This is a genomic window from Actinosynnema sp. CA-299493, assembly GCF_050946825.1.
Classification (GTDB): domain Bacteria; phylum Actinomycetota; class Actinomycetes; order Mycobacteriales; family Pseudonocardiaceae; genus Actinosynnema.
The window spans coordinates 7,029,624-7,052,282 of the sequence record NZ_CP191993.1 but is presented as its reverse complement, the minus strand read 5'-3'; the positions used below and the strand labels follow the sequence as shown (position 1 = coordinate 7,052,282).

Sequence of the window (22,659 nt, the reverse complement as noted above, 5' to 3'; positions counted from 1 at the left end):
TTATCGCACCCCGTCCGGGCGGAAGGTCCGTTCGACGTGCGCGTGCAGTTCGTCGAACCCGAGCACGGTGGTCAACGGGGAGGAGGCGATCGTGGTGGAGCGCTCGTCCGCGCCCTCGGCGATGAGGTCGGCGGTGCGCCCGCTGCCGCGCAGCACGACCAGCGGCCGGTGGTGGAACAGGCTGTGCTCGGCGTCGGCGAACGCGATCGGCCCGCCGTTGACCAGCACGGTCAGCGACGGCTCCGGGCCGGCGACCACGTCCGCCACCTCGGCCAGCCACGGCGACTCGTCACCCCACGCGCCACCGGGCACCAGCACCAGGTGGGTGTGGTTCGGCTCGAACGCGGCCAGGTCCACCGCGACCTCCGCGGCCACCCCGATCAGCGGGAACCGCCCACCCGCCGCCGCCCGCGCCCACCCGCCGCCGCCCGCGCCCGCCCGACCGCCCGCATCACGCCGACATCCGTGCCGCCGTCCACCACCACCGCGCCGCACGCGTCGAGCAGCGGCGCCAACCGGCGCAGCACCACCCCCAACGCCTCCGACGCGTCCCGCGCCATCCCGTCCGCGCCGCCGACCAGCACCAGCACCGGCCGGCCGGCGGGCAACCCGGCGCCGCCCAGCTCCGCCTTCGACCTGACCCGCACCCTGTCCACGAGCGGCGACCGTACCGGCGCGCGTCCCGCGGCACCGGAGTTTCCGGCCCACACCCTTCGACTCCGGCCCGCCCTCGATCCGACCTGATCGCGTCGGTCGGGACGGGGGCCGTTCGTCGTAGGGGCGATGGCCGTCGGGCGGATTATCCGTTCGGCCACTCCCGGACATGTGCCTGTTCGTGCATGATGGAATCGGACGGTATCGGGAGGCGGCCGGTATGACCGTGGAAACACCAGAAGAACTGTCCTCGGACTTGTTGGACCTCACTTCGACGTCGTTGTCCGAGATGAGAACGCTGCGCGACACCGTGCTCGACCAGGCCGTTCGTCGCACGCTCGACCGGTTCCGGTTGGGCGACTTCGGCGATTCGGTCCAGGAGCAGGCCTAGTGGTGCCCAGCGGGTTGAGCACGCACCGCTTGCCCCGATTCGTGTTCGACGAGATCTGCTCGGGACCGGTCTCCGCGGCTGGAATGACAATTTTGCGGAGAACCCAGTACAGCGTTCGCAAGCTCCGGTTGCGCGCTTTCCTGGAGGCCGCTTCCCCGTTCGCGACCCGGCTCGGTCCCTTCGCCGACCTCGACGGCGCGTGGACGTTGTTGTCCGATGTGGAGCGGACTGCGCCGGACGTGGTGGAAGAAGTCCTGATGCACCACTCGGTGGGCGTCTGGTTGTCCCGTGCCCTGCGCCAGGTGCTCGGCACCGCGGTCGACGCCACGCCGCTGTGGTCGGAAGTCGGCTGGTTCCACGCCGTCGCGGTCGCCGCCGCCGTCCGGGGTGGACAGCCGTGCGCGGTCACCGTGCCGGTGGTGCACGGCGCGGTCACGTTGCCGACGGTGGGCGCGTACCGGTTGTCCGGGCGCTTCCCGGTGGGGCAGGCCCGGGTGGTCCACTCGGCGGCGGGCACGACGGTCGAGGCGCCGGGTCCGGTCGAGTGGCAGGCCGTCCGACGGCACCGCGGCTCCGCGCGGGGGCACGTGGTCGAGGTGGTGGTCGACGACCTCGGGCCGTACCGGGAGTTCGGCCAACCGCTGCCGCCGGACCCGTTGGGCGACAGCGAGTGGGACGAGTGGGTCAAGTACCTGGACGAGGCGTGGGAGCTGGTGACCGCACGGCACCCCGGCGCGGCGGAGGAGCTGTCGGCCGGGTTGTCGGCCGTGGTGCCGCTGGACGCCCGGCGGGACGTGTTCGCGGCGTCCTCGTCGGCGGCGTTCGGCGCGATAGCCATGTCGCCCAAGCGTTCCGCGACGGAGTTCGCCGAAGCGCTCGTGCACGAGTTGCAGCACTCCAAGGTCAACGCGCTGCTCGACCTGGTCGACCTGCACACCTCCGACGGCGCGGCGGGGCACTACGCGCCCTGGCGGGACGATCCGCGGCCCGTCGACGGGCTGCTGCACGGCGTCTACGCGTTCGTCAGCGTGGTGGAGTTCTGGCACGTCCAGCGCGACCTCGCGCCCGCGGCACTGGCCCGGCGCGCCGAGTTCACCCTCGCCTACCGGGCCCGGCAGGTGGGGCGCGCCGTCGACGGGCTGCGGAGCTCGGTCGAGCTGACCGACCTGGGGCGCGAGTTCGTCGCGGCGGTGGCCGTGCGGCTCGCGGCGTGCCGCCCGGTGGACTCCCCGCCGGAGGTCGCCGCGGCCGTCGAGGAGATCACCGCCGAGCACGCGACGACCTGGCGGCTGCGGCACGTCCGGCCGGACCCGCGCGCGGTCGGGGACGCCGTCGCGGCCTGGCTCGACGGCCGCCCGCCCGGTCAGGGAGGTCACGGCTCGGTCGTGCCCGCGGCCGGCTCGGGTGAGTCGCTGCTCGCGGCGCTGCTCAAGCTGCGCGTGCTCGACCCGCGCGAGTTCGACCGGGCGCCGCACCGGGACGGGCCGGACTTCGCCTACCTGCGCGGCGCGCGGGACGTGGCCGCCGAGGGTTACGCCGCCAGGCTGCGCGCCACGCCGCACGACGTGGCCGCGTGGGCGGGTCTGGGCCTCGCGCTCGACTCGGACGTGCTGCGGCGGGCGCCCGAGCTGGTGCGGGCGGTGCACCGCGGCGTGGCCGTGCGGACGGGGGCCGCGCCGTCGCCGGTGGAGCTGGTGACCTGGTTCGACCAGGCCGCCGGCCGCGTCGCCTAAGCCTCCCGTCCCGGCTCATGGCAGCCACAGCCACGCGTCGTCGCTGTACTCCTTTTCGTCCACGTGGCGGCACACGAACGCGGGGTCGTGCTGGTCGACTTCTGCGAGCTTGTGCAGCACGCCGGAGATCAGGACCACCAGGTCGGCGGTTTCGTTGTCGGTCACCGCGCTTCGCAGTAGCGCGCATTCGTTCAGGCGTCCCAGTGTCACGGCGGGCTCTCCGGCGAACCCCAACTCGGTCGGCGCGACGGAGCCGGCTGTTATGGACATCCGCAGCCTGACTCGATCCTTGTACGTCTCGTTGTCGGCGCGCAAGAGGTCCCGCCAGCCTTCGAGGAGCAGCGGCAGGACCCGAACTATGTCCACCTCCGCACCGAGGAAGATCATCACGCTGTCACCACCTCCTTGGCGGTCGACTGTGGCGCTGTCGAGCCGCAGGTGGCTCATGACGGCGTCGACGAGGTGCAGCAGTCGGCGTTGCGCCTCCATGCGCTGGTCCCCGGAACGCTTGCCGTACTGGATCACGTCGACGAGGAACCCGAGGCGTACCGACATGGCGGGCCCTTGCCTTCTCGGTGTGGTCCGCTCAGCGCGCCGTTGCCTCCCGGCTCCCGGAGGGGCGAACGGATCATGCCGGCCACGCGCCACCAGCACGTCCACCGCGTGCCGCAGCAGGGCCTGTTGCGCAGGCGACAGGCGGTTCTTGAGCACGGTTTGCACGAGGCGGTGCAGTTGCAGGGCGTTGTTGCGCCGGTCGATCTTCGCCAGGCTGTAGCGGCTGATCTGGACGATCGCCCGGCCGAGCAGGATGGGGTCGCCGAGCGCGGTGGCGAGGTGCTCGGGCAGCTCGGCACCGCTCGCGTCCTGGAACAGCTGCAACGGAATGGGATCCGGACCGAAGAACGCGCACAGCTGGAGCAGCTGAAGAGCAGCCGGGTGGTGTTCTTCGAGTTCGTTGAAGGCCACGTTCCAAGCGGCGGCGACCGAGAGCTGGTCGTCCGAGGTGCCCGCCTCCAGTAACTCGACGCGATTCTGCTCCAGCAGTTGCAGGTACTGCGGCACCTGCATAACGGTCTGCGCGTGCCACGCGGCGGCCTGTTCGACGGCCAGGGGCAGGTCGCCGAGGGCCTCGGCCAGGGCGTCGGCCTCGTCGTCGTCCAGGCCACCTGCGCGGCGGCGCAGCAGCTCGATGCTCTCCGCACGGGTGAACACGTCGACGGCGACCGGTCGGGCGTAGCCGCCCCACTCGGAGTTGCGGGAGGTGACGACGATGTGGCCGTTGCCCGCGGGGAAGTACCGGCGCACGTCCTGCGGCCGGTCGGCGTTGTCGAAGACCAGGATCCAGCGGCGGTAGGGCGTTCCTCGGCGCAGCGCGTCCAACACGGCGGGCACAGCGCTGTCAACGGACCCCTCGCCCGCCACGTCGAGCCGCTCGGCCAGCTCCACGAACCCCCTGGTGATCGACTCGACCCGGTCGGCAGCGATCCACCACACCACCTCGTACTCCGAGGCGTGACGGTGGATGTACTCGACCACGGTCTGCGACTTGCCGACGCCGCCCATGCCCTGCAGCGCCACGGGGAGCGCAGGGCCCGCACCCGCCGCCTGACTAAGCAGCAGGCGCAACTGCTCCAGGTGGTCCTCGCGGCCGACGAAGTGCGCGTTGCCCAACGGCACATGACCCCACAGGTGGGCGGGCTCGTCGAACACGTCCATGACTGCTCCTCAACGCTGACCGCGCGCTTGTTCTCCGGATAGGGCTTCGGCTCGTCCGACGCCGGCCGGGAACCGCGTGACGCCAGGTCTTGGGCGCGCGCTTACCAGTCCAGGACGACGGTTCGTCCTGGACGCCGGTGTCGGGAGCCGGTGACCGGGTTGACCGGTCACCGGCCGGATCTCAGAACTGCATCGTGTCGGTGTCGCAGTTCGCCCGGACGAACTGCGTGGCGGTGATCGTGCCGGGGTGCTCGTCGCCCAGCACCTTGCGGTAACCGGTCACGGTGCGGGCGTGCAGGACCGCCGCCGCGTTCTCGTCGCCGACGTTGCCCAGGTCGATGGCCAGGTTCAGGGCGACCGCGAGGGTCGACGGGTGCTCCGGGCCCAGCGTCCGGGTCGACCGTTCGAGGGTGTCCTCGTCCAACGCCCTGGCCTCCGCGTGGTTGCCGGCGGCGGCCAGGTCGCTGGCCAGGTTCGTCGTCGCCACCAGGGTGAACGGGTGGTCGTGGTCGAACACGTCGGTCAACGTCGCGCGCAGCTCCCGGTTCAGGGCCAGCGCGGCGTCGACCTCGTCCCGCGCCCGGTGCGTCACCGCCAGGGCGATCCCGGCGACCAGGGTGTACGGGTGGTTGCGGCCCACGATGCGCTGGAACGTCTCGTGGCTGCGCCGCGCCAGTTCCCACGACCGGTCGAGCTCGCCGAGGTGGCGCAGGTCGAGGGCGAGGGTCATCCGCGCCGTGGTGGTGTCGATGTGCTCGTCGCCGTGCCGCTTCCGGTAGCGCTTGATGACGTCCTCGGTCACCTCCCGGGCGCGCACGTGCTCGCCCGCCTTCCGCAGCGCGACCGCCAGGCTGCGCGACGCGCCGATCACCTGGGGGTGGTCGTCGCCGAACAGCTCCCGTTGCAGCACCAGCGAATCGCCTTGCCGCCGCGCGGCCTCCGCGTAGCGGCCCAGCTCCCGCAGGTCCATGCACGTGCTGTTGTACGAGGCGAAGGTGAGCGGGTGGTCGTTGCCCATGACCGCGTTGCGCCGGCGCAGCACTTCCTGGTCGATCCCGAGCGCCTTGGCGTACTCGCCCGTCAACCGGAACGAGCTGGCCAGGTTGTGCGCGTAGATCAGGGTCTGCGGGTCGTCCTCGCCCAGGATCTCGACGGCGCGGTCGTAGATGCGTTGGCGCGTCAGCAGCTCCTCGCCGAACACCCCTTGCGCGCGCTGGTCCAGGGCCAGGGTGTCGAGCATGTTGAGCATGCCCTCGTGGTCGTCGCCGATCACCTCGCGGAACAGCTCGTAGGTCCGCTGGTTCAGGGCACGCGCTTCTTCGATCCGACCCAGCCTGCGCAGCGAGATGCCGTACCGGCGGGTGATCTCCAGCGTGTCGAACTCCCGCTCGCCCAGTGACTGGCGCCACGACTCCGACGCCTGGCCGGCCAGGTCGCGCGCGCCGCCGAAGTCACCGGCGTTGAGCAGGTACCGGACCAGGTTCATCACCAGGACCCGCACCCAGCGGTCCTGGCAGTCGACCACCTTCGACACCAGCGCGTGCGGCAGGAGCTCGGCGTAGCGCGGCCAGTTGGTCGAGGCGTCCGGGTCGCCGGGGTCGCCGTTGACCAGCAGCACGTGCACCGCGTGCCGCATGCGTGCCTGCTCGTCGTTGTCCAACCGGTTCTTCAGCACGGTCTGGACGAGGCGGTGCAGCTGCAGGGCGTTGTTGCGGTGGTCGATCTTGGCGAGGCTGTACCGGCTGATCTCGCGGATCGCCCGGCTGAGCTTGATCGGGTCGCCCAGCGCCTCGCGCAGCGCGTCCGGCACGGGCATGTCGCGCACGCCGCGGAACAGCTTCTGGGAGATGGGCTCCGGGCCGAAGAACGCGCACACCTGCAACAGCTGCAACGCGGCGCGGTGGTCGTTCTTGAGGCGGTTGAGGGGCACGTTCCACGCCGCCGCGACCGGGAGCTGGTCCTCGCTGGACGTGCCCGCTTCCAGCAGCTCGGTGCGGTTCTGCTCCAGCAGCTGGAGGTACTCCGAGACCTGCATGCCGGTCTGCGCGCGCCACGCGGCGGCCTGCTCGACGGCCAGCGGCAGGTCGCCGAGGGCCTCGGCCAGGGCGTCGGCCTCGTCGTCGTCCAGGTCGCCCGCGCGGCGGTGCAGCAGCTCGATGCTCTCGGCGCGGGTGAAGAGGTCGACGGCGACCGGTCGGGCGTAGCCGCCCCATTCGGAGTTGCGGGAGGTGACGACGATGTGGCCGTTGCCGGCGGGGAAGTACTGGCGCACGTCCTGGGGGCGGTCGGCGTTGTCGAACACCAGGATCCACCGGCGGAACGGCTCGCCGCGCCGCAGCGCCTCCAGCACGGCGGGCACCGCCGTCTCCGCCGATCCCGAGGCCGCGACGCCGATCTTCTTGGCCAGCTCGACGAAGCTGGACTTGATCTGCGCCGGCTGCTCCGCCGGGATCCACCACACGACCTCGTACTCCGAGGCGTGCCGGTGGATGTACTCGACCACGGTCTGCGACTTGCCCACGCCGCCCATGCCGTGCAGCGCCTCGGGCAGCACGGCGGTCGGACCGGCCTCGCCCAGCCGCAGGCGCAGCGACTCCAGCAGGTCGTCGCGGCCGACGAAGTCCGGGTTGCGCAACGGCACGTGCCCCCACACCTGCGGCTGCGTCGAACCGGGGAGCCGCTCGCCGGTGAACAGCGGGCTACCGGGAGCGTCCACGTCTTCTCCTTCGCGCGGCAGCGACCCGACCACTGGCGCCGGTGGTCGGATGTCGAGGTTCGTCACAGAGTTGTTCTCCTGGTCGGGTGTGCCGTCCGGACCCGCGGTGGGGACGCGGTCCCGGTCGCCCGGGCCCAGCAGCTCCCGGATGCGCTTGGACCTGCGGGAGTAGGCGGCCCCGGAGAGGGCGCGGAACACCGCCTCCTGGACCTTCAGGTAGGGCAGGTTCTCCGACGTCGGCGCCGGCTCCGGGGTGCGGTCCGGTTCGTCCAGCGCGAGCCGGTAGTTGTGGACGGCCTCGTTGTCGGCGCCCGCGTAGGCGTCGAGCACGCGCGCGACGCGGGCGGTGTCCGAGCGCCGCGACGTGGCCAGCAGCTCCTCCCGCACACCGGCGTCGAAGTCGTAGGCGACGGCGTCGCTCGCGCCGTTCGACCCGGGCAGCCGCGTCATCAGGCCGCCGAGCATCACCTCGGCCAACGCCGAGAGGTCCGAGCCGGGCAGCAGCACGCGCTGCACCAAGCCCATCAAGCGCGGGTTCAGCGGCGTCGCGGCCAGCAGTCCCGCGAGCTGGAACCCGTCCACCGAGGCGTAGGTGCGGAACCTCAGCACCCGGTCGACCGCGCTCAACGGCTCCTCGTCGACGTGATCCGCCGGTGGCGCGGTCTGCGGCGCGACCAGCGCGGCCGTCGTCTCCACCCACTCCGAGCCCGGTGCGGTCAGCAGCCTGGCCCACCCCGCCATCCACTCGGCGGACAGGCCGAGCACCGGCACCGGCGTGCCGCCGCCGTCGACCTCGCCGGCGACGCGCAGCCTGCGGTTCGGCACGCCGGGCGCGGGCGCGGACAGCCGCACCCGCCTCGTCGGCAGGCCGCCCCACGACCACAGCCGCTGCGCCAGCGTCTGCACCACCGCGACCGGCATCGACCGGCCCCACGCGTGCAGCACGTGCCCGACCGCGCCGCTGTGCCAGGCGCGGCCGATGGTGTCGGTCAGCACCAGCACGATCCGGTTGCCCGACGGCTCGACCAGGTAGCGCCACGCGTGCCGCGCGCCGCCCTCGGACCGCAGCGTCACGTCCCGCGCCGCCGTGCGCGAGCTGTCCAGCTCGTAGGTCCGCACGTCCCGGAACGCGCCCTGCCGCTCCAGCAGCACCCGGAACTCGCGCACGGTCTGCCGCCACAGCTCGGCCGCCACGGTCGTGTCGACCACCAGCGCCACCTCGAAGCGCCGCCACGGCGCGGCCCGCCACTCCGGCAGCCACAGCCCGTCCCGGGCGGCCCGCACCGCGGTCGCCTCCTCGTCCAGCACCTTCGACCGGGGCGACGGCTGCCGGCGCGCCAACGGCCGCAACGCCCGGCTGATGCCGCGCCGCTCCGGCAGCGCGGGCACGGTCGGCCACGCCGACACCGCGCCCACCGCGCCGCTCGCCGCGAGCACGGGGTCGGCACGCGCCGGCGTCATCGTCGTGTGGGCCCACCGCTCGATGCGGCCCGTCCCGGGCTCGACCCGCGACCCCGGCCGCGACCCCGGACCGTCCGCGGGCTCCGGCACGTCCCGCGGTGGATCTTCCGAGGGTGGCGGGGGAGGGGCGGGCGGGGTGTCGTCCCGCGGTTCGCCGGCGGTGGCGGCCGGCTCGGTCGCGGTCGGCTCGGACGCCGGTGGGCGCAGCGCGCCGGCGAGCCACAGCGAGTCCCGGACCTCGCGCAAGGTCAGGTCCGCCGTGCGCAGCACCTCCGCCCGGCTGTCGGTCGCGTCGAGGTGCTGCAGCAGCACCCGACCGGCCGGCGGCGCGGCCCGCGGTCCGGTCATCCGGCCTCCGCGGCCAACGGGTGCCAGATCGCCTTGAGCAGCTCGGCCCACTCCTCGTCCGGCTGGTAGGACCCGGAGGTGGCCAGGTGCACGGCGTTGAGCAACTGGTCGGCCGACACGGTGCCGACGTCGGCGCGGTGGGCCAGGAAGTCCGCGATGAGCCGGGCCACGTCCACGCCGTGCGCGTCGCCGAAGTGCACCGCCACCATCTCGCCGAGCTGCTCCTTGCCCGGCTGCCGCACGTGCAGCCGCAGGCAGCGGCGCAGGAACGCGGGCGGGAACTCGCGCTCGCCGTTGCTGGTGATGATCACGATCGGGAACTCGCGGCAGCGCACGACGCCGTGGTGCACGGTCGCGGTGTGCCCGCGGTCGGCGGTCAGCACCTCGACCTCGTCGCGGTGCTTGGCGTACCGGACCAGCTCCGGTATCTCGTACTCGCCTTCCTCGAACGTGTTCAGCAGGTCGTTGGGCAGGTCGATGTCGCCCTTGTCCAGCTCGTCGATCAGCAGCACGCGCGGCAGGTCGTGGGGCAGCAGCGCGGTGCCCAGCGGGCCGAGGTGGACGTAGTCGCCGATCCCGGAGTCCGGGTCGTGCGCGCCCACCGCCTGCACCCGCGCGATCGCGTCGTACAGGTACAGGCCGTCCTTGAGCGTGGTGCGGCTGGTGATCGGCCAGCGCAGCACCGGACCCAGGCCCAGCTCACGCGCGACCAGGTAGGCCAACGACGACTTGCCCGTGCCCGGCGCGCCCGTGACCAGCAGCGGGCGCCGCAGCCGGATCGCCGCGTCCACCATCGCGACCTCGTTCGGGTGCGGTGTCCGCCGCACCGCGCGCACGCCGCCCACCCGGCGGTCGCCCTCGCCGCCGTCGTCGGCCGGCCGGGACGTGCTGCCGCGACCGGTGAACGTCCGCCACGGCGGTGGCGGCGGCAGGTCCGCGACCGGCGCCACCGCGACGTCCCCCGTGCCGCGGTAGACGGTGCCGGCGTGGACTCGGCCGGCGTGGACTTGGCCGTCGTTCATCCGACCGCAACCCCTTCCCGGGGTGGACCCGGTTGGCTCGGCACGACGATCCGCTCCGGGTCGTCGTAGAGGATCGTCAGCGCCTCGCCGACGTGGTGCCGTTCCTTGAACGCCGTGTTGCGGGCCAGGCGGACGCGCTCCAGCAGGTGCAGCTCGTCCTGGCCGTGCAGCACGGACTCGACCACGTCGCCGAACTCGGGGGTGCCGCAGTCGTGCCGGTGCCACACCACCAGCGGCACGCCCGCCTTCACGCCGGCCGCGACCTCGTCACGTCCCGCGTGCTCCGGCGACGGCGGCGCGCTCAGCACCAGGGACACCAGCCCGCGCTCGGTGTTGAACCGCGTCAGCAGCTCGCGCAGGCCCTGCTCGGTGCCGCTCGACGCGCGGCACGTCGAGGTGTGCGCGAGCCCGGCCGACCGGCCCAGCTGCCCGGTCAGCTCGGCCCACCGCTGCCGCCACTCCCGGTGGTACTTCCGGGTGGTCATCCGTTCGAGGCTGCGCACCACCACCGGGTACCGGCAGCCCACCGGCACGACCACCTCGTCGTCCCCGCCGATCTCCCACGGCCACTGGTCGACGTCGAGGTTGAGGTTCTCGTAGTCGAGCACGAACTCGACCCGGATGTCCGGGCTGTACTGCGCCCAGTCGTCCTCGACCCGCTCGATCAGCGCGGCGACCTGCTCCTTGACCTCGTCCAGCGTGCCCACCGAGTCCGCGCCGCGCAGCGGCGACCACGGCTCGGGCCGGCCGAGCTGCCGCCAGTGCGACAGGCGGAACTCCTCCCCGCTGGGCCCCTCCCGGCGCAGTTGCAGCACGAGGTAGGCGGGTGAGCCGGGCGGCGGGGTGAGCGGCTGGGCGGTCTCCGGGCGCAGGCCGTCCCGGACCGCGGTCAGCTCCGGGAGCAGGTTCATCGACACCGCCTGCGCCTCGTTCCACCGGTGCAGCTCGATCGCCAGCTCGGTGCGCACGCGGGCCGCGATGTGCTCCACGAACACCATCGGCCGCGGCACGCCGTCCGCGCCCGCGTTCAGCGTCTCCAGGACCCGGAACACCTCGGGGTAGGTCGTCGGCCCGTACAGGCTCGGCGCGGTCGGTCCGGCCACGACGCGGTAGATGTCCGCGATGTCGGGCACGACGACGCCAGCCAGCAATGTGAACAGCCTTGCTCGTTCGTGGGTCGGGAAGAGGTCCATCGGCGTCAGTTCGGCGACGACGCGGCGCAATTCAACCATCGACCGCGAGTCGTGGTCGAAGCGGCTCACGATGCGGATGAGCGCCGACAGGCGTTCGGGCCTCTGCTGGCAGACCTCGGCGAGGTTGAACAAGTGCCCGATGGCGGTGTGGTGCTCTTCGACGATCAGGGTTTCCCGCAATTCTGCGGACATCATGCGGATGACCAGGACGCGACCGGCGCGATCGGCCAGGCTCGGGACGCGCGCCAGCACGTCGACCAGGGGCATGAGCAGCCCTCGGCCGCCGTCATCGTCCGCATGGACCATCGGTGGTCCCCCGTTCGAGCGGTCCGCGCCCAGTGGTCGACCCCTTCCGGTATCGGCTTGTCCCGGGTTGCACGTTACGGATTGTCGCTACCGGTCGGGGTTCATTCATTGCGCAATAGGGTGTCAATCCACACCATTGGTGTGGAATCCTCACCTTCCACCAAGTGCAAAGCGTGGCGGAGGGCATTCAAGCCGTCCTCGTGCTCCAGGCACGCCAGCAACAAACCGCTCACGTGCAGGGCGTCGGTCGGGTGGTGCGGCACGGCGGCGGTGATCGCGGGCGGCAGCAGGTCGAGCACCAGCCGGCGCGACTCCTCCCGCCGCATCGACGGCAGCGCCATCAGCGCGTGGAAGAGGGCCTCGGCGTCCGGCACGCGGGCGTCGAGCAGCCAGACCGGTTCGGGCACCGCGGGCACCCGCACGAGCCGGTGGCGGTCGAGGTCGGTGATCGGGCGGGCCCGGGCGTAGCCGTCGGTGACCGCGATCGTGACGGGACGGGTGGTGGCCGCGTGCGCGGACCGCAGGGCCTCGGAGCCGAGCACGGCGAGCGCCGTGGAGACCTCGCCGTGAGCCATGGCCAACCGTAAGCGGAGAGGGGGCGCGGCCGAGTCGTTGTGCCGGTGGAGGGCTTCGGTGAGCCGCACCGCGAAGCGGGCCGACGGCGGTCGCGTGAAGAGGACGTCGTCGTGGCCCGGCGCGGTGCGGGCGGGGCCGTCGAGGACGGCCACGAGCAGCCGCCGACCGAGGTCGAGGTCGGCGGCCGGGTCGGTGGCGATCGCGACGACGGCGTGGCCCGGCGTCAAGCGCTACAACTCCAGTCCGGTGAGCACGAGGACCCGCTGCTCGGTGAGGTCCTCCATGGCCGCGCGCACCCCCTCGCGCCCCGTCCCCGACTCCTTGACCCCGCCGTACGGCATCTGGTCGGCCCGGAAGCTCGGCACGTCGCCGACGATCACCCCGCCGACGGCCAGCCGCTTGGCGGCGCGGAACGCCAGCCGCACGTCGTGCGTGAACAGGCCCGCCTGCAACCCGAACCGGGACGCGTTCACCCGGTCGAACGCCTCCTCGACCGACGGCACGGACGCCAGCACCACGACCGGCCCGAACACCTCCTCGTCCACCACCTTGCACTCCGGCGGCACGTCGGCCAGCACGGTCGGCTCGTAGGCCGCACCCACCCTCCGCCCGCCGGTCAGCACCCGTCCGCCCGCCGCCACGGCCTCGTCCACCCACGCCCCGACCCGCCGCGCGGCGGCCTCGTCGATCAGCGGACCGACGTCGGTGGCCGGGTCGGTCGGGGCGCCCGTGCCCAGCTCGCGCACGTGCGCCACCACGGCTTCGGCCAACGCCGGGTACACGTCCTCGTGCGCGTACACGCGCTGCACCGAGATGCACGACTGCCCGCCCTGGTACATCGAGAACGTGGCGATGCGCCGCGCCGCCCACTCGATGTCCGTCCAATCGGGACAGACGACGGCCGCCGCGTTGCCGCCCAGCTCCAGCACGACGTGCTTGCGCGGCACCCGGTCCAGGATCGAGTGGCCGACCGGACCGGACCCGGTGAACGACACCACCGGCAGGCGGTGGTCCTCGGCCAGCGCGCCCGCGACGTCGTTAGGCACCGGCAGGACCGACCACGACCCGGCGGGCAGGTCGGTCTCCGCCAGCAGCTCGCCCAGCAGCAGCGCGACCAGCGGCGTCGTGGGCGCGGGCTTGACGATGATGGGCGCGCCCACGGCCAGCGCGGGCGCGACCTTGTGCGCCACCAGGTTCAGCGGGAAGTTGAAGGGCGCGATGCCCAGCACGGGTCCGCGCGGCGCCCGGCGCACGAGCGCCAGCCTGCCGTTCGCCGCCGGGTCGGTGTCCAGCCGCTGGAGCTCACCGGAGAACCGGCGCGCCTCCTCGGCGGCCCAGCGGAACGTCGACACCGCGCGGGTGACCTCGATCCGCGACCACTTCACCGGCTTGCCCGACTCGGCGGTGATCAGCGCGGCCACCTCGTCCGCGCGCTCGGCGAGCCGGCGCGACACGTGGTCCAGCGCCGCCGCCCTGGCGTGCGCGGGCAGGTCGGCGAACTCGCCGGCCACGGCGTGCGCGGAAGCGACGGCCCGCTCCACGTCCTCGGCGGTCGCGTTGGACGTCACGCCGGCCACCGCGCCGTCGTGGGGCGTGCGGATCTCGACCAGGTCCTCGCTCGTCGCGGGCTGTCCCGCGACCCAGTACGGCGTCGTCGTCACTGAAGGGCTCCTTCAAGCACGTCCAGGCCTTCGGCCAGCAGCTCGTCCGGGATGACGAGCGGTGGCAGCAGGCGGATCACGTTCCCACGGGTGCCGCAGGTCAGCACGATCACCCCGGCCGCGTGGCAGCGGGCCGCGACCCGGGCGGCCTCCTCGGCGGAGGTCAGTTCCACGGCCAGCATCGCGCCGCGGCCGCGCACCTCCACCACCGCGTCCGACGTGAGGCCGCGCAGCCGGGGCAGCGCGGTCGCTTCGACGTGCCGGGCGGCGGCGTTGAGGTCGAGGTCGCGCATGGTGTCGATCGCGGCGACGGCGGCGGCGCAGGCGATCGGGTTGCCGCCGTACGTGCCGCCGAGCCCGCCCGCGTGCACGGCGTCCATCACGTCGGCGCGCCCGGTGACGGCGGCCAGCGGCAGCCCGCCCGCGATGCCCTTCGCCGTGGCCACCAGGTCGGGTGTCACCCCCTCGTGGTCGCACGCGAACCAGTCGCCGGTGCGGCAGAACCCGGTCTGGACCTCGTCGGCGACCAGCAGCACGCCGTGCGACCGGCACCAGTCGGCGAGGTCCGGGAGGAAGCCCGGCGCGGGCACGATGAAGCCGCCCTCGCCCTGGATCGGCTCGACCACGACGCACGCGATCTCCTCCGGCCGGTCGACCGCGGCGACGGCCCGCCGTGCCGCCTCCGCGCCGGTCAGGCCGTCGTGCCGCGGGTACGAGCCGGGGATCCGGTGCACCTCGGGCGTGAACGGGCCGAAGCCGCGCTTGTAGGGCATCTCCTTGGCGGTCAGCGCCATGGTGAGGTTCGTGCGGCCGTGGTAGCCGTGGTCCAGCGCCACCACACCCGGCCGGCCGGTGGCGTGCCGGGCGATCTTGACCGCGTTCTCCACCGCCTCCGCGCCGGAGTTGAGCAGCACCGAGCGCTTGTCGTGCCCGCCGGGCGTCAGCTCGGCCAGCCGTTCGCACACGTCCAGGTAGCCCTCGTACGGCGTGACCATGAAGCACGTGTGGCTGAACCGGTCGACCTGCTCGCGCACGGCCCGCGCGACGCCGGGCGCCGGGTTGCCGACGCCGGTCACCGCGATGCCGGAGCCCAGGTCGATCAGCCGGTTGCCGTCGACGTCGACCACCAGGCCGGGCTCGGCGTGGTCGACGAACACCGGGAGCACCGAGCCGACACCCGCCGCGACGACGCCCTTGCGCCGTTCGGCCAGCTCACGTGACCGGGGACCGGGGATCTCCGTGCGCAGTCGGGCCATGGGTCCCAGCATCGACCGGCCGAGCGTCGGGCGACAGTATCCGAGGTGGTGAACCGCGGGCGACGGGGTGTACACACTGGCCATGGTGTTGACGGTCGGGGCGTTGGCCCGCGAGGTCGGGCTGACCGTGCACGTGGACGCGGGGCTGGACCGGGTCGTGGCGTGGGCGCACAGCACCGAGCTGGCCGACCCGACGCCGTTCCTGGAGGGCGGCGAGCTGCTGCTGACCACCGGCATCGCCCTCGGGCCGCCCGACGGGTACGTGCGGCGGCTGGTGGCGGCCGGCGCGGCGGGGCTCGGGTTCGGCACCGGGCTGAGCCACGACCGCGTGCCGGAAGACCTGGTCCGGGCCGCCCGGGAGGCCGGGCTGGCGCTGCTGGAGGTGCCCAGGGCCACGCCGTTCATCGCGATCACCAAGGCGGTCTCCCGGGCCGTCGCGGCGGACGAGTACGCGGTGCTGGCGCGCACCGGCGCGGCGCAGCGGGCGCTGACCCGGGCCGCAGTCGGCGACGGGCCGCCGGGCGTGGTGCGGCGGCTGGCCCGGCTCATCGACGGCGCGGCGGCGGTGCTCGACCCGCACGGCACGCCGGTGCACGTGGTCGGCGCGCTGCCGGACCTCGCCGGGCACGTGCGGCGGCTCGCGGCGGTGGGCGGACCGGCCGGCGCGGCGTGGCAGGCGGCTGGGCGGCACGTCGCCATGCAGGTGCTGGGGCGGCGCGGCTACCTCGCCGTCGCGGCCCGCGCGCCGTTGGACGCGAACGTGGTCAACACCGCCGCGTCGCTGCTGACGGTGGCCCTGGCGAGGTCGGACGAGGTCGACGCGGTGCGCCGGGAGCTGCGGGGGGCGCGGTTCCGGCTGGCGCTGGCGGGCGTGCCGGTGGACGGGCTGCCGGAGGAGCCGTTCCGGGTGTTCGTGCTGCGTGAGCCGGCCGAGCCGGCGGGGTTCTGGGCGGAGGTGGACGGGCGGGTGGTCGTGCTGGCCCGCGAGGTGGACGTGCCCGCCGCCGCGTCCCGCCCGGTGGACGCGAGCGGCGTCGCGCGCGGCTACCGGGAGGCGTTGCGCGCGCTGGAGGCCGGCGTGGACGCGTTCGAGGAGGTCGCCGGGTCCGGGATGCTCGCGCCGGACGCGGCGGAGTTCGCCGCCGCCCTGCTGGCGCCGCTGGACGACGTGCTGCGCGAGACGGTGCGGGCGTGGCTGGCGTGCCACGGCCAAGCCGACCCGGCCGCCACCCGGCTGGGCGTGCACCGGCACACCGTGCGCAACCGGCTCAAGCGGGTGGAGCGGTTGCTCGGGCGTTCGCTGGAACCCGCAGGCACGCGCGCCGAACTCTGGTTGGCCCTGCACGCGTGACCGTACGCTGGGCGCGCACCGCGGCCGACGCTCTCTTTTCCGAGGGGGATCCTTTGGCGCGCTTCCGCTTCCTGGCCCACGCGGCCGGTGTCGTCACCGTCACCGCCGCCCTGCTCACCGCCGTGTTCACCAGTCCCGCCAGCGCGTGCAGCTGCGTGCCCAGCACCGAGGGGCAGCGCTTCCAGCAAGCGACCCACGTCTTCAACGCGGTCGTGCTGAGCGAGGCGGTGGAGGCAGGCGATCCCACCTCGCCCTACGACGACAAGTACCGGTACTCGGTGGCCGTCCGCACCGAGCACAAGGGCGACGTGCCCCGCCGGGTCGCCGTCATCACGTCCGCCGGCGGCGCGATGTGCGGCATCAGGCTGTACCCGGGCACGGAGTACGTCGTGTTCGCGCACGGCGACTCGGCCGACGGTCGCGTCGAGTCGCACTACTGCAGCGGCACCCGGCCCGCCTCGGCCGGTCCGCCGGTGACCACCCTGCCCCCTACCACCACCACGACCCCGCCGACGGCGACTTGCGCGACCGCCACGCCGTAACGGGAGGCGATCTCGCCCGACCGTGCGCCGGAGGCCACTCGAACGGGTGGTCTTCGGCGCTCAGCCGGTCGGCTCGGCCCCTGCCGCGGGTGCGTGCTCATACCCTTCGTCCGGGTCGTCCGTCTTGCGCGGCCTGACTCCCCGTCCGCCTCGCCGAGCACTTCGGCATCCCGAAGAAGTCGGTGGTTTGTGACAGCGGTGCTACGGGTAGGGGTCCGCGGAACGGCGAACCGGGTGGCCGGCCGTACCGGCGTACCGGTAGCTTCCGGCGTCCGGGCCGACGTCGTCGACACAGCGGAGGTTCAACCGGATGTGGGACGGTGACCTGACCGGAGAGGTGGTCGACGGCAGGTACGCCCTGGGCAGCCTGTACGGATCGGGCGGCATGGCCGAGGTGTACCGGGCGGTCGACACGCGGCTCGACCGGAAGGTCGCGATCAAGTTCTTCCTGGGCGAGGACTCGGGCGAGGACCGGATCCGGCTCGACCGCGAGGCGCAGGTGCTCGGCGCGATGCGGTTCCCCGGCCTGGTGGAGGTGTACGGCACCGGCAGCTTCCGCGGCCGGCCGTACTTCGTGATGCAGCCGGTCGACGGCGGCACGCTGCGCCGTCGGATGCGCGGCGCGATGTCGCCCGAGGTGGTGGCCGCGATCGGGGCGCAGATCGCCGGCGTGCTGGCCCACGTGCACGCCAACGACGTGGTGCACCGGGACGTGAAGCCGTCCAACATCCTGCTCGACCCGGCCGGGCGACGGGCGTACCTGGCCGACTTCGGCCTGGCGCTGCAGGGCCAGGTCACCCGCGTGACCAGGTCCGGCATCCTGGTCGGCACGGCCGGCTACCTCGCGCCCGAGCAGGTGCGCGGCGGCGACGTGCTGCCCGCCGCCGACGTCTACGCGCTCGGCCTGGTGCTGCTGGAGTGCCTGACCGGGCGGCCCGAGTACCCGGGTGGCGACACGGAGGCGGCGCTGTCGCGGCTGCACCGCGAGCCGCGCATCCCGGCCAACCTGCCCGACCCGTGGGCCGGCGTGCTGACCGCGATGACCGCGTCCGACCCGGCCAAGCGTCCGTCGGCGGCCGAGTGCGAGCGGTTGCTGACCGCCGCGCAGCGGGCGAGCGCGGGACTGTCGCCGCTGCTCGAGGTGGCGGTGGTGGACCGGCCCGAGGTGGTCGAGCCCGAGCCGAGGTCCGACCACCGGTCACTGCTGCTCGGCGCGGTCGCCGCCGCGGTGCTGCTGACCCTGGTCGGTGTCCTGGCGATGAGCGACCCGTTCGAACCGGAGACCGGTGACCGCGTCGGCAGGCCGACGACGACCACCACGTCCGATCCGCTCGCCGAGCAGGCGCGGGAGACGGGTGCGACCGTGCCGGACGACCCGTCCACGGTGACCGTGGTGGAGGGCGCGTCGCCGCGGCAGCCGCCGACCGGCAGCACCGGGGGCGACGCTCCTGCCGTCCGCGAACCGGTGTCCGAGACCGCGCCCACCACCACGAACACCAAGACCCGGCCGGCGGCGCCGGTCGAGGTGCCGTCGGACGCGCCGGTCGTGGTCCTGCCGACCCAGGGGCCGCCCGCGGTGGTGACCGGACCACCGTCGAAGGACCGCGAAGGGAGGTCCGGCAGGGGCTGACCGGGGCGCGGGGTGGTCCCGCCGGTCAGCGCAGGGCCGGCAGGAGTTCGGCCTTGGCGAAGTCCAGGAACTCCGGCTGCTGGTCGCCGCCGATCTGCACCAGCGCCAGGTCGGTGAAGCCCGCCTCGCGGAACTTCGCCACCGCCTCCACCACCGGGCCGACGTCCGGGCCGCACGGGATCCGCTCGGCCACGTCCTCCGGCCGCACGAACTGCGTCGCGCCGGCGAAACCGGACGTGCCGGGCAGTTCCGAGTTGACCTTCCACCCGCCCGCGAACCACCGGAACTGCTCGTGGGCGCGCTCGACCGCCGAGTCGCGGTCCGGGTCCCAGCAGATCGGCAGCTGGCCGATCTTGCGCGACTGCTTGCCCTGGAAGACGTCCCACTCCTGGCTCAGCGCCGCGTCCGGCTCGGTCGCCACCATCGCGTCGGCCAGCGGCGCGAACGTGCGCACGGACTGGTTGCCCGACACCGCGACCGCGATGGGCACGCGCTGCTCGGGCAGGTCCCACAGCTTCGCCGAGTCGACCCGGAAGTGCTGGCCCGAGTAGTTGACGTACCCGCCGTCGAACAGCTGGGAGATGATCTCCACGGCCTCGCGCAGCAGCTCGTGCCGCACGTTCACCGGCGGCCAGCCGCGACCCACCACGTGCTCGTTCAGGTTCTCGCCCGCGCCGATGCCCAGCGTGAACCGGTTGCCCGACAGCAGCTGCACAGTGGCCGCCTTCTGCGCCACCACCGCCGGGTGGTAGCGCACGGTCGGGCAGGTCACGTACGTCATCAGCTCGACCCGGTCGGTGGCCTGCGTGACGGCGCCGAGCACGCTCCACGCGTACGGCGCGTGCCCCTGCTCGTCCAGCCAAGGGGAGTAGTGGTCGCTCATCACCTCGAAGTCGAACCCCGCCTGCTCCGCGAGCGCGGCGTGCTCGACCAGCTCACGTGGCCCGGCCTGCTCGGTCATCAGCGTGTAACCGATCCGCACGATTCCTCCTACGCCATCGGCAGGTCGGTGAGGTCCGCCCGCAACTGGTCGAGTTCCTCGTAGACTGCCGACGCGCCGGCGTCCCGCAACTCGGCCTCGCCGAAACCACCCGTGCGAAGGCACACCGAGGGCAGCCCGGCCCGGCCGGCGGCCTCGCAGTCCCACACCGAGTCGCCGATGACCACGGCCCGACCGCTGCCCTCGACCCGCCGCAACGCCACCTCGATCAGGTCCGGCGCGGGCTTGCTCTCCTCGACGTCGTCCGACGAGGTGGACGGGATGCCGGACGCGTCGATCAGCTTCAGGTAGTGGTCGACGTGGTGGCGCTTGCCGGAGCTGGCCAGCACCACCGCGAAGTCCCGCTCCAGCGCCGAGGCGACCAGGCGGTGCGCGCCCTCCAGCGGCCTGACCTCGGCCAGCATCGGTTCGAACGCCACCTCCCACGCCTTGCGCAGGTCGTCACCGTGCTGCCGTTCCACGTGCTCGCCCGCGACGGCGGCCACGAGCTTGTCGCCGCCCATCCCGATGGCCCGGTGCAGGCGCCAGGTCGGCACGGTGATGTCGAAGCGGCGGAACGCGCGGAACCAGGCCACCGCGTGGTGGTAGTTGGTGTCCACCAGCGTCCCGTCGACGTCGAGGACGAGCGTGTTGGTCATGCGGCCTGGTTAACCCGACCGGGCGACCCGCAAACCGGCCGACCTCGCGAACCGCGCCAGCGCCCGTTCCAGGTCCGGGTGCTGGTGAGGGGTGACGCCGAGCGGCCACACGACGAGCCAACCGTCGTCGCCGACCGGCCGGATCCGCGCTCTCGTGCGCACGTGCAGGTAGTGGACCTCGTCGTCGATCCGCCGGATCTCCAGCCGGCCCACCTCGCGGGGGGTGAACTCGCGCGACCGGCCCTGCCACGACACGACCAGCCGGGCCGGCTCCACCCGCAACCGGTTGGGCCGCCACGGCACGCCGCGCACGTGCCAGTGCAGCACCGCGACGCCCACGCCGAGGACGGCCACCGGCGCCCAGCCCGGGACGAACAGCCGCGGGACCGTGCCGAGCGCCACGAAGACCGCGAACGCCGCCGCACCGCCGATCGACAGCGCCGCCCAGGCCCGCGAGACCGCGTTCGCCTGCCGGAACAGCACCTCGCTGCCCCGGACCGGCACCGTGGCGAGGGTCCGTGCCGGCGCGGGCGCCACCGTGGCCAGCCGGTCGCGCAGCCGGACGTGCCGGAACTGGTAGACGCCGCCGACCCGGCGCAGCACGCCCGCCCGGTGCGCCTCGCGCAGGAAGGCCGTGGCCGCCCACGGCAGCCGGCCGGTCAGGGCCAGGCCCACCCTGGTCACCACCCACCGGCCGGACGCGCTGACCAGCAGCACCACCGCGCCGCACCCGGCCCACGAGCCGACCATGAACGCCGCGCCCAGCAGCAGTTGCACGACGACCGGCTTGCCCTGGTGCAGCGTCGGCAGGTACATGAGCGAGCCGACCTGCGGCGCGACGAGCAGCAGCGCCGCGAGCACCGCCTTGCGGTCGCCGCGCAGCAGCGCGTCCGGGTCGACGGCGCGGTCCGCGTCGACCGGTGACATCAGCACCGACTTGGTCAGCCCGAGCAGCAGGGCCGCGGGCAGCAGGAACCACCCGAAGTCGTCGCCGACGGACGCCAGCGGCAGGCCGATCAGCGCCGTGCCGCCCACCCAGCCGGCCACGGCGACGGCGGCCCGGCGCGGTCGGTGCCGGGCCTGCTGCGCCAGCGCCCGGACCCGCCTGCGCCACGCCAACCGGCCCGGTCGGCCGGTGGGGGCCCGCCCGTCGGCGGTCATCCCGCCGGACGTGGACTCCACGACCAGCCAGACGACCGCGCCCATCGGGAAGCCGAGCGCGGTCGGGAACCAGCCGAGCCCGTCGAGGTGGGTGAAGCCGAGGTCCGCGACCACCAGCGCCGCCAGGACGACCCCGGTGACCAGCGAGGCCAGCGCGAGGGCCGCGACCCTGGCCGGCCGCGCCCGGCTCAGCCGCCACCAGGCGATGTCCTGCTCGCCCTGCGCCGTCAGGTGGTCGGCCAGGAACCGCAGGTACCGGGTGGCCTGCCCGATGTCCCACCGGCCGCGGTCCTCGTCGTCGAACGCCGCCGGGATCAGCCCGTCGAGCAGGTGCTCCTCCACGGCCGCGCGGTCGGGCAGGCGGGTCAGCTCGGCGGGGTCGGTGGCGGGCGCGCGGTAGACGCGGCGCGCGAGCCACACCGTCAACGGGGTGGACAGCGCGGCGGCGAGGTCGCCCTCCGGCTCGGCGTCCACCGCGGCCAGCACGGGCTCCCAGGCCGGTAATCGGCCCGGTGCGACGGCCGTGCGCAGGTGCGCGACCACGGCGGACGCGGTGAGCGGCTCGGCGCGCAGCACCGCCGCCGACCGCAGCACCTCGCCGCCCGCCGCGTACTCCTCCGCCCGGGAAGTCACGATCACCTCGCCGAACCCCTTGTGCAGCTCCGCCAGCGCCCGGCCGCGCACCGGCGCGGGCAGCTCGTCCAACCCGTCCAGCACCGGCAGCACCCGCCGGTCGCGCACCAGCCGTTCGACCGCGGCCCGGCCGTGCGTGACGTGCAGACCGGGGTACTCCTCGGTGATCCGGCGCAGCAACCACTCGGCGGGCTTCTCGCGCACCGGGTCCCACGACGCGACCGACAGCAGCACCGGCACCGTCTGCCCCTCGCGCAGGCCCACCAGCAGCTGCTGCGCCATCAGCATGGCGAAGGTGGTCTTGCCCGACCCCGGCGCGCCGAGCACGACCAGCCTGCCGCGCGGCAGCGCGCGGAACGCCTCGGCCAGCCGTGCCAGGTCGTCGCCCCCGGGCACGTCGCCGCCGATGTTCTCCGGGTGGTCGGCGTGCTCGCGGCCCGCCCGCCACACCACCGGCAGCGGCGCGGGGTCGAACACGTCGCGGGCGGCCGACTCGTCGCGCCACTGCGCCAGCACCAGCGCGGCCAGCTCCGCCGCCGCGAGGTCGACCGGACCGGCCGCGGCCGGCAGGTGGACGTGCACGTCGCCGTGCACGTCCCGGGCCTGCAACACGAACGACGCCGTGCCGCTGAAGCTGTTGCGCACGGGTGAGCCGCCGGGCATGGGCGCGG

General features: G+C 73.8%; 17 protein-coding genes. 5 read left to right on the top strand and 12 right to left on the bottom strand.

What is annotated here, in order from left to right; all coding sequences use genetic code 11:
* Positions 1–375 carry a hypothetical protein gene (locus tag ACQPYE_RS29535; protein ID WP_498716047.1) on the bottom strand — a complete coding sequence of 125 codons (375 nt, stop codon included), beginning with the start codon at positions 373–375 and terminating at the stop codon, positions 1–3.
* 5 nt (positions 376–380) lie between these two features.
* A complete protein-coding gene (locus ACQPYE_RS29530) occupies positions 381–656 on the bottom strand; it encodes a hypothetical protein (protein WP_498716044.1) in 276 nt (91 codons plus the stop codon).
* A 257-nt stretch (positions 657–913) separates the two neighbouring features.
* Here ACQPYE_RS29530 and ACQPYE_RS29525 point away from each other — a divergent pair, with 257 nt between their 5' ends.
* The gene (locus ACQPYE_RS29525; RefSeq protein ID WP_498716042.1) at positions 914–1,045 is read left to right on the top strand and encodes an FxSxx-COOH-like cyclophane-containing RiPP peptide; all 132 of its coding nucleotides are present in this window, start codon (positions 914–916) and stop codon (positions 1,043–1,045) included.
* Positions 1,046–1,137: 92 nt separating this feature from the next.
* Positions 1,138–2,778 (top strand): aKG-HExxH-type peptide beta-hydroxylase, encoded by a 1,641-nt coding sequence (locus tag ACQPYE_RS29520; protein WP_498716040.1) that lies wholly within the window; start codon positions 1,138–1,140, stop codon positions 2,776–2,778.
* Between the two features lie 15 nt (positions 2,779–2,793).
* Here ACQPYE_RS29520 and fxsT (ACQPYE_RS29515) read toward each other — a convergent pair whose 3' ends face one another.
* From fxsT (ACQPYE_RS29515) to gabT, 7 genes are all read right to left on the bottom strand, one after another.
* The gene (gene fxsT / locus ACQPYE_RS29515; RefSeq protein ID WP_498716038.1) at positions 2,794–4,494 is read right to left on the bottom strand and encodes an FxSxx-COOH system tetratricopeptide repeat protein; all 1,701 of its coding nucleotides are present in this window, start codon (positions 4,492–4,494) and stop codon (positions 2,794–2,796) included.
* Between the two features lie 181 nt (positions 4,495–4,675).
* Positions 4,676–9,019 (bottom strand): FxSxx-COOH system tetratricopeptide repeat protein, encoded by a 4,344-nt coding sequence (gene fxsT, locus ACQPYE_RS29510; protein ID WP_498716037.1) that lies wholly within the window; start codon positions 9,017–9,019, stop codon positions 4,676–4,678.
* The gene (locus ACQPYE_RS29505; protein ID WP_498716035.1) at positions 9,016–10,041 is read right to left on the bottom strand and encodes an AAA family ATPase; all 1,026 of its coding nucleotides are present in this window, start codon (positions 10,039–10,041) and stop codon (positions 9,016–9,018) included. Before ACQPYE_RS29505 ends, fxsT (ACQPYE_RS29510) begins: the two co-directional genes overlap by 4 nt.
* The gene (locus ACQPYE_RS29500) at positions 10,038–11,540 is read right to left on the bottom strand and encodes a VMAP-C domain-containing protein (RefSeq protein ID WP_498716033.1); all 1,503 of its coding nucleotides are present in this window, start codon (positions 11,538–11,540) and stop codon (positions 10,038–10,040) included. The genes ACQPYE_RS29505 and ACQPYE_RS29500 overlap by 4 nt, the downstream gene beginning before the upstream one ends.
* A 101-nt stretch (positions 11,541–11,641) precedes the next feature.
* The gene (locus ACQPYE_RS29495; protein WP_498716031.1) at positions 11,642–12,343 is read right to left on the bottom strand and encodes an effector-associated domain 2-containing protein; all 702 of its coding nucleotides are present in this window, start codon (positions 12,341–12,343) and stop codon (positions 11,642–11,644) included.
* A 3-nt stretch (positions 12,344–12,346) separates the two neighbouring features.
* Complete coding sequence (locus ACQPYE_RS29490) at positions 12,347–13,777, bottom strand: aldehyde dehydrogenase family protein (protein WP_498716029.1); 1,431 nt, start codon at positions 13,775–13,777, stop codon at positions 12,347–12,349.
* Positions 13,774–15,033, bottom strand: a complete 1,260-nt coding sequence (gene gabT / locus ACQPYE_RS29485) for a 4-aminobutyrate--2-oxoglutarate transaminase (protein ID WP_498716027.1) — start codon at positions 15,031–15,033, stop codon at positions 13,774–13,776. The genes ACQPYE_RS29490 and gabT overlap by 4 nt, the downstream gene beginning before the upstream one ends.
* Positions 15,034–15,115: 82 nt before the next feature.
* On the opposite strand from gabT, the gene ACQPYE_RS29480 reads away from it, so the two are divergent.
* From ACQPYE_RS29480 to ACQPYE_RS29470, 3 genes are all read left to right on the top strand, one after another.
* Complete coding sequence (locus tag ACQPYE_RS29480) at positions 15,116–16,384, top strand: PucR family transcriptional regulator (RefSeq protein ID WP_498716026.1); 1,269 nt, start codon at positions 15,116–15,118, stop codon at positions 16,382–16,384.
* Positions 16,385–16,437: 53 nt separating this feature from the next.
* Positions 16,438–16,926, top strand: coding sequence for a hypothetical protein (locus ACQPYE_RS29475; protein WP_498716024.1), 489 nt, complete (start codon positions 16,438–16,440; stop codon positions 16,924–16,926).
* A gap of 310 nt (positions 16,927–17,236) precedes the next feature.
* On the top strand, positions 17,237–18,556 hold the full coding sequence (locus ACQPYE_RS29470; RefSeq protein ID WP_498716022.1) for a serine/threonine-protein kinase: 1,320 nt from the start codon (positions 17,237–17,239) through the stop codon (positions 18,554–18,556).
* A 25-nt stretch (positions 18,557–18,581) separates the two neighbouring features.
* Here ACQPYE_RS29470 and ACQPYE_RS29465 read toward each other — a convergent pair whose 3' ends face one another.
* From ACQPYE_RS29465 to ACQPYE_RS29455, 3 genes are read right to left on the bottom strand one after another with little or no spacing between them, the layout of a single operon-like run.
* A complete protein-coding gene (locus ACQPYE_RS29465; RefSeq protein WP_498716021.1) occupies positions 18,582–19,538 on the bottom strand; it encodes an LLM class F420-dependent oxidoreductase in 957 nt (318 codons plus the stop codon).
* An 8-nt stretch (positions 19,539–19,546) separates the two neighbouring features.
* Positions 19,547–20,194, bottom strand: coding sequence for an HAD family hydrolase (locus ACQPYE_RS29460; RefSeq protein WP_498716020.1), 648 nt, complete (start codon positions 20,192–20,194; stop codon positions 19,547–19,549).
* Positions 20,195–20,203: 9 nt separating this feature from the next.
* A complete protein-coding gene (locus tag ACQPYE_RS29455; RefSeq protein WP_498716019.1) occupies positions 20,204–22,651 on the bottom strand; it encodes an NACHT domain-containing protein in 2,448 nt (815 codons plus the stop codon).
* Between the last annotated feature and the right edge of the window lie 8 nt (positions 22,652–22,659).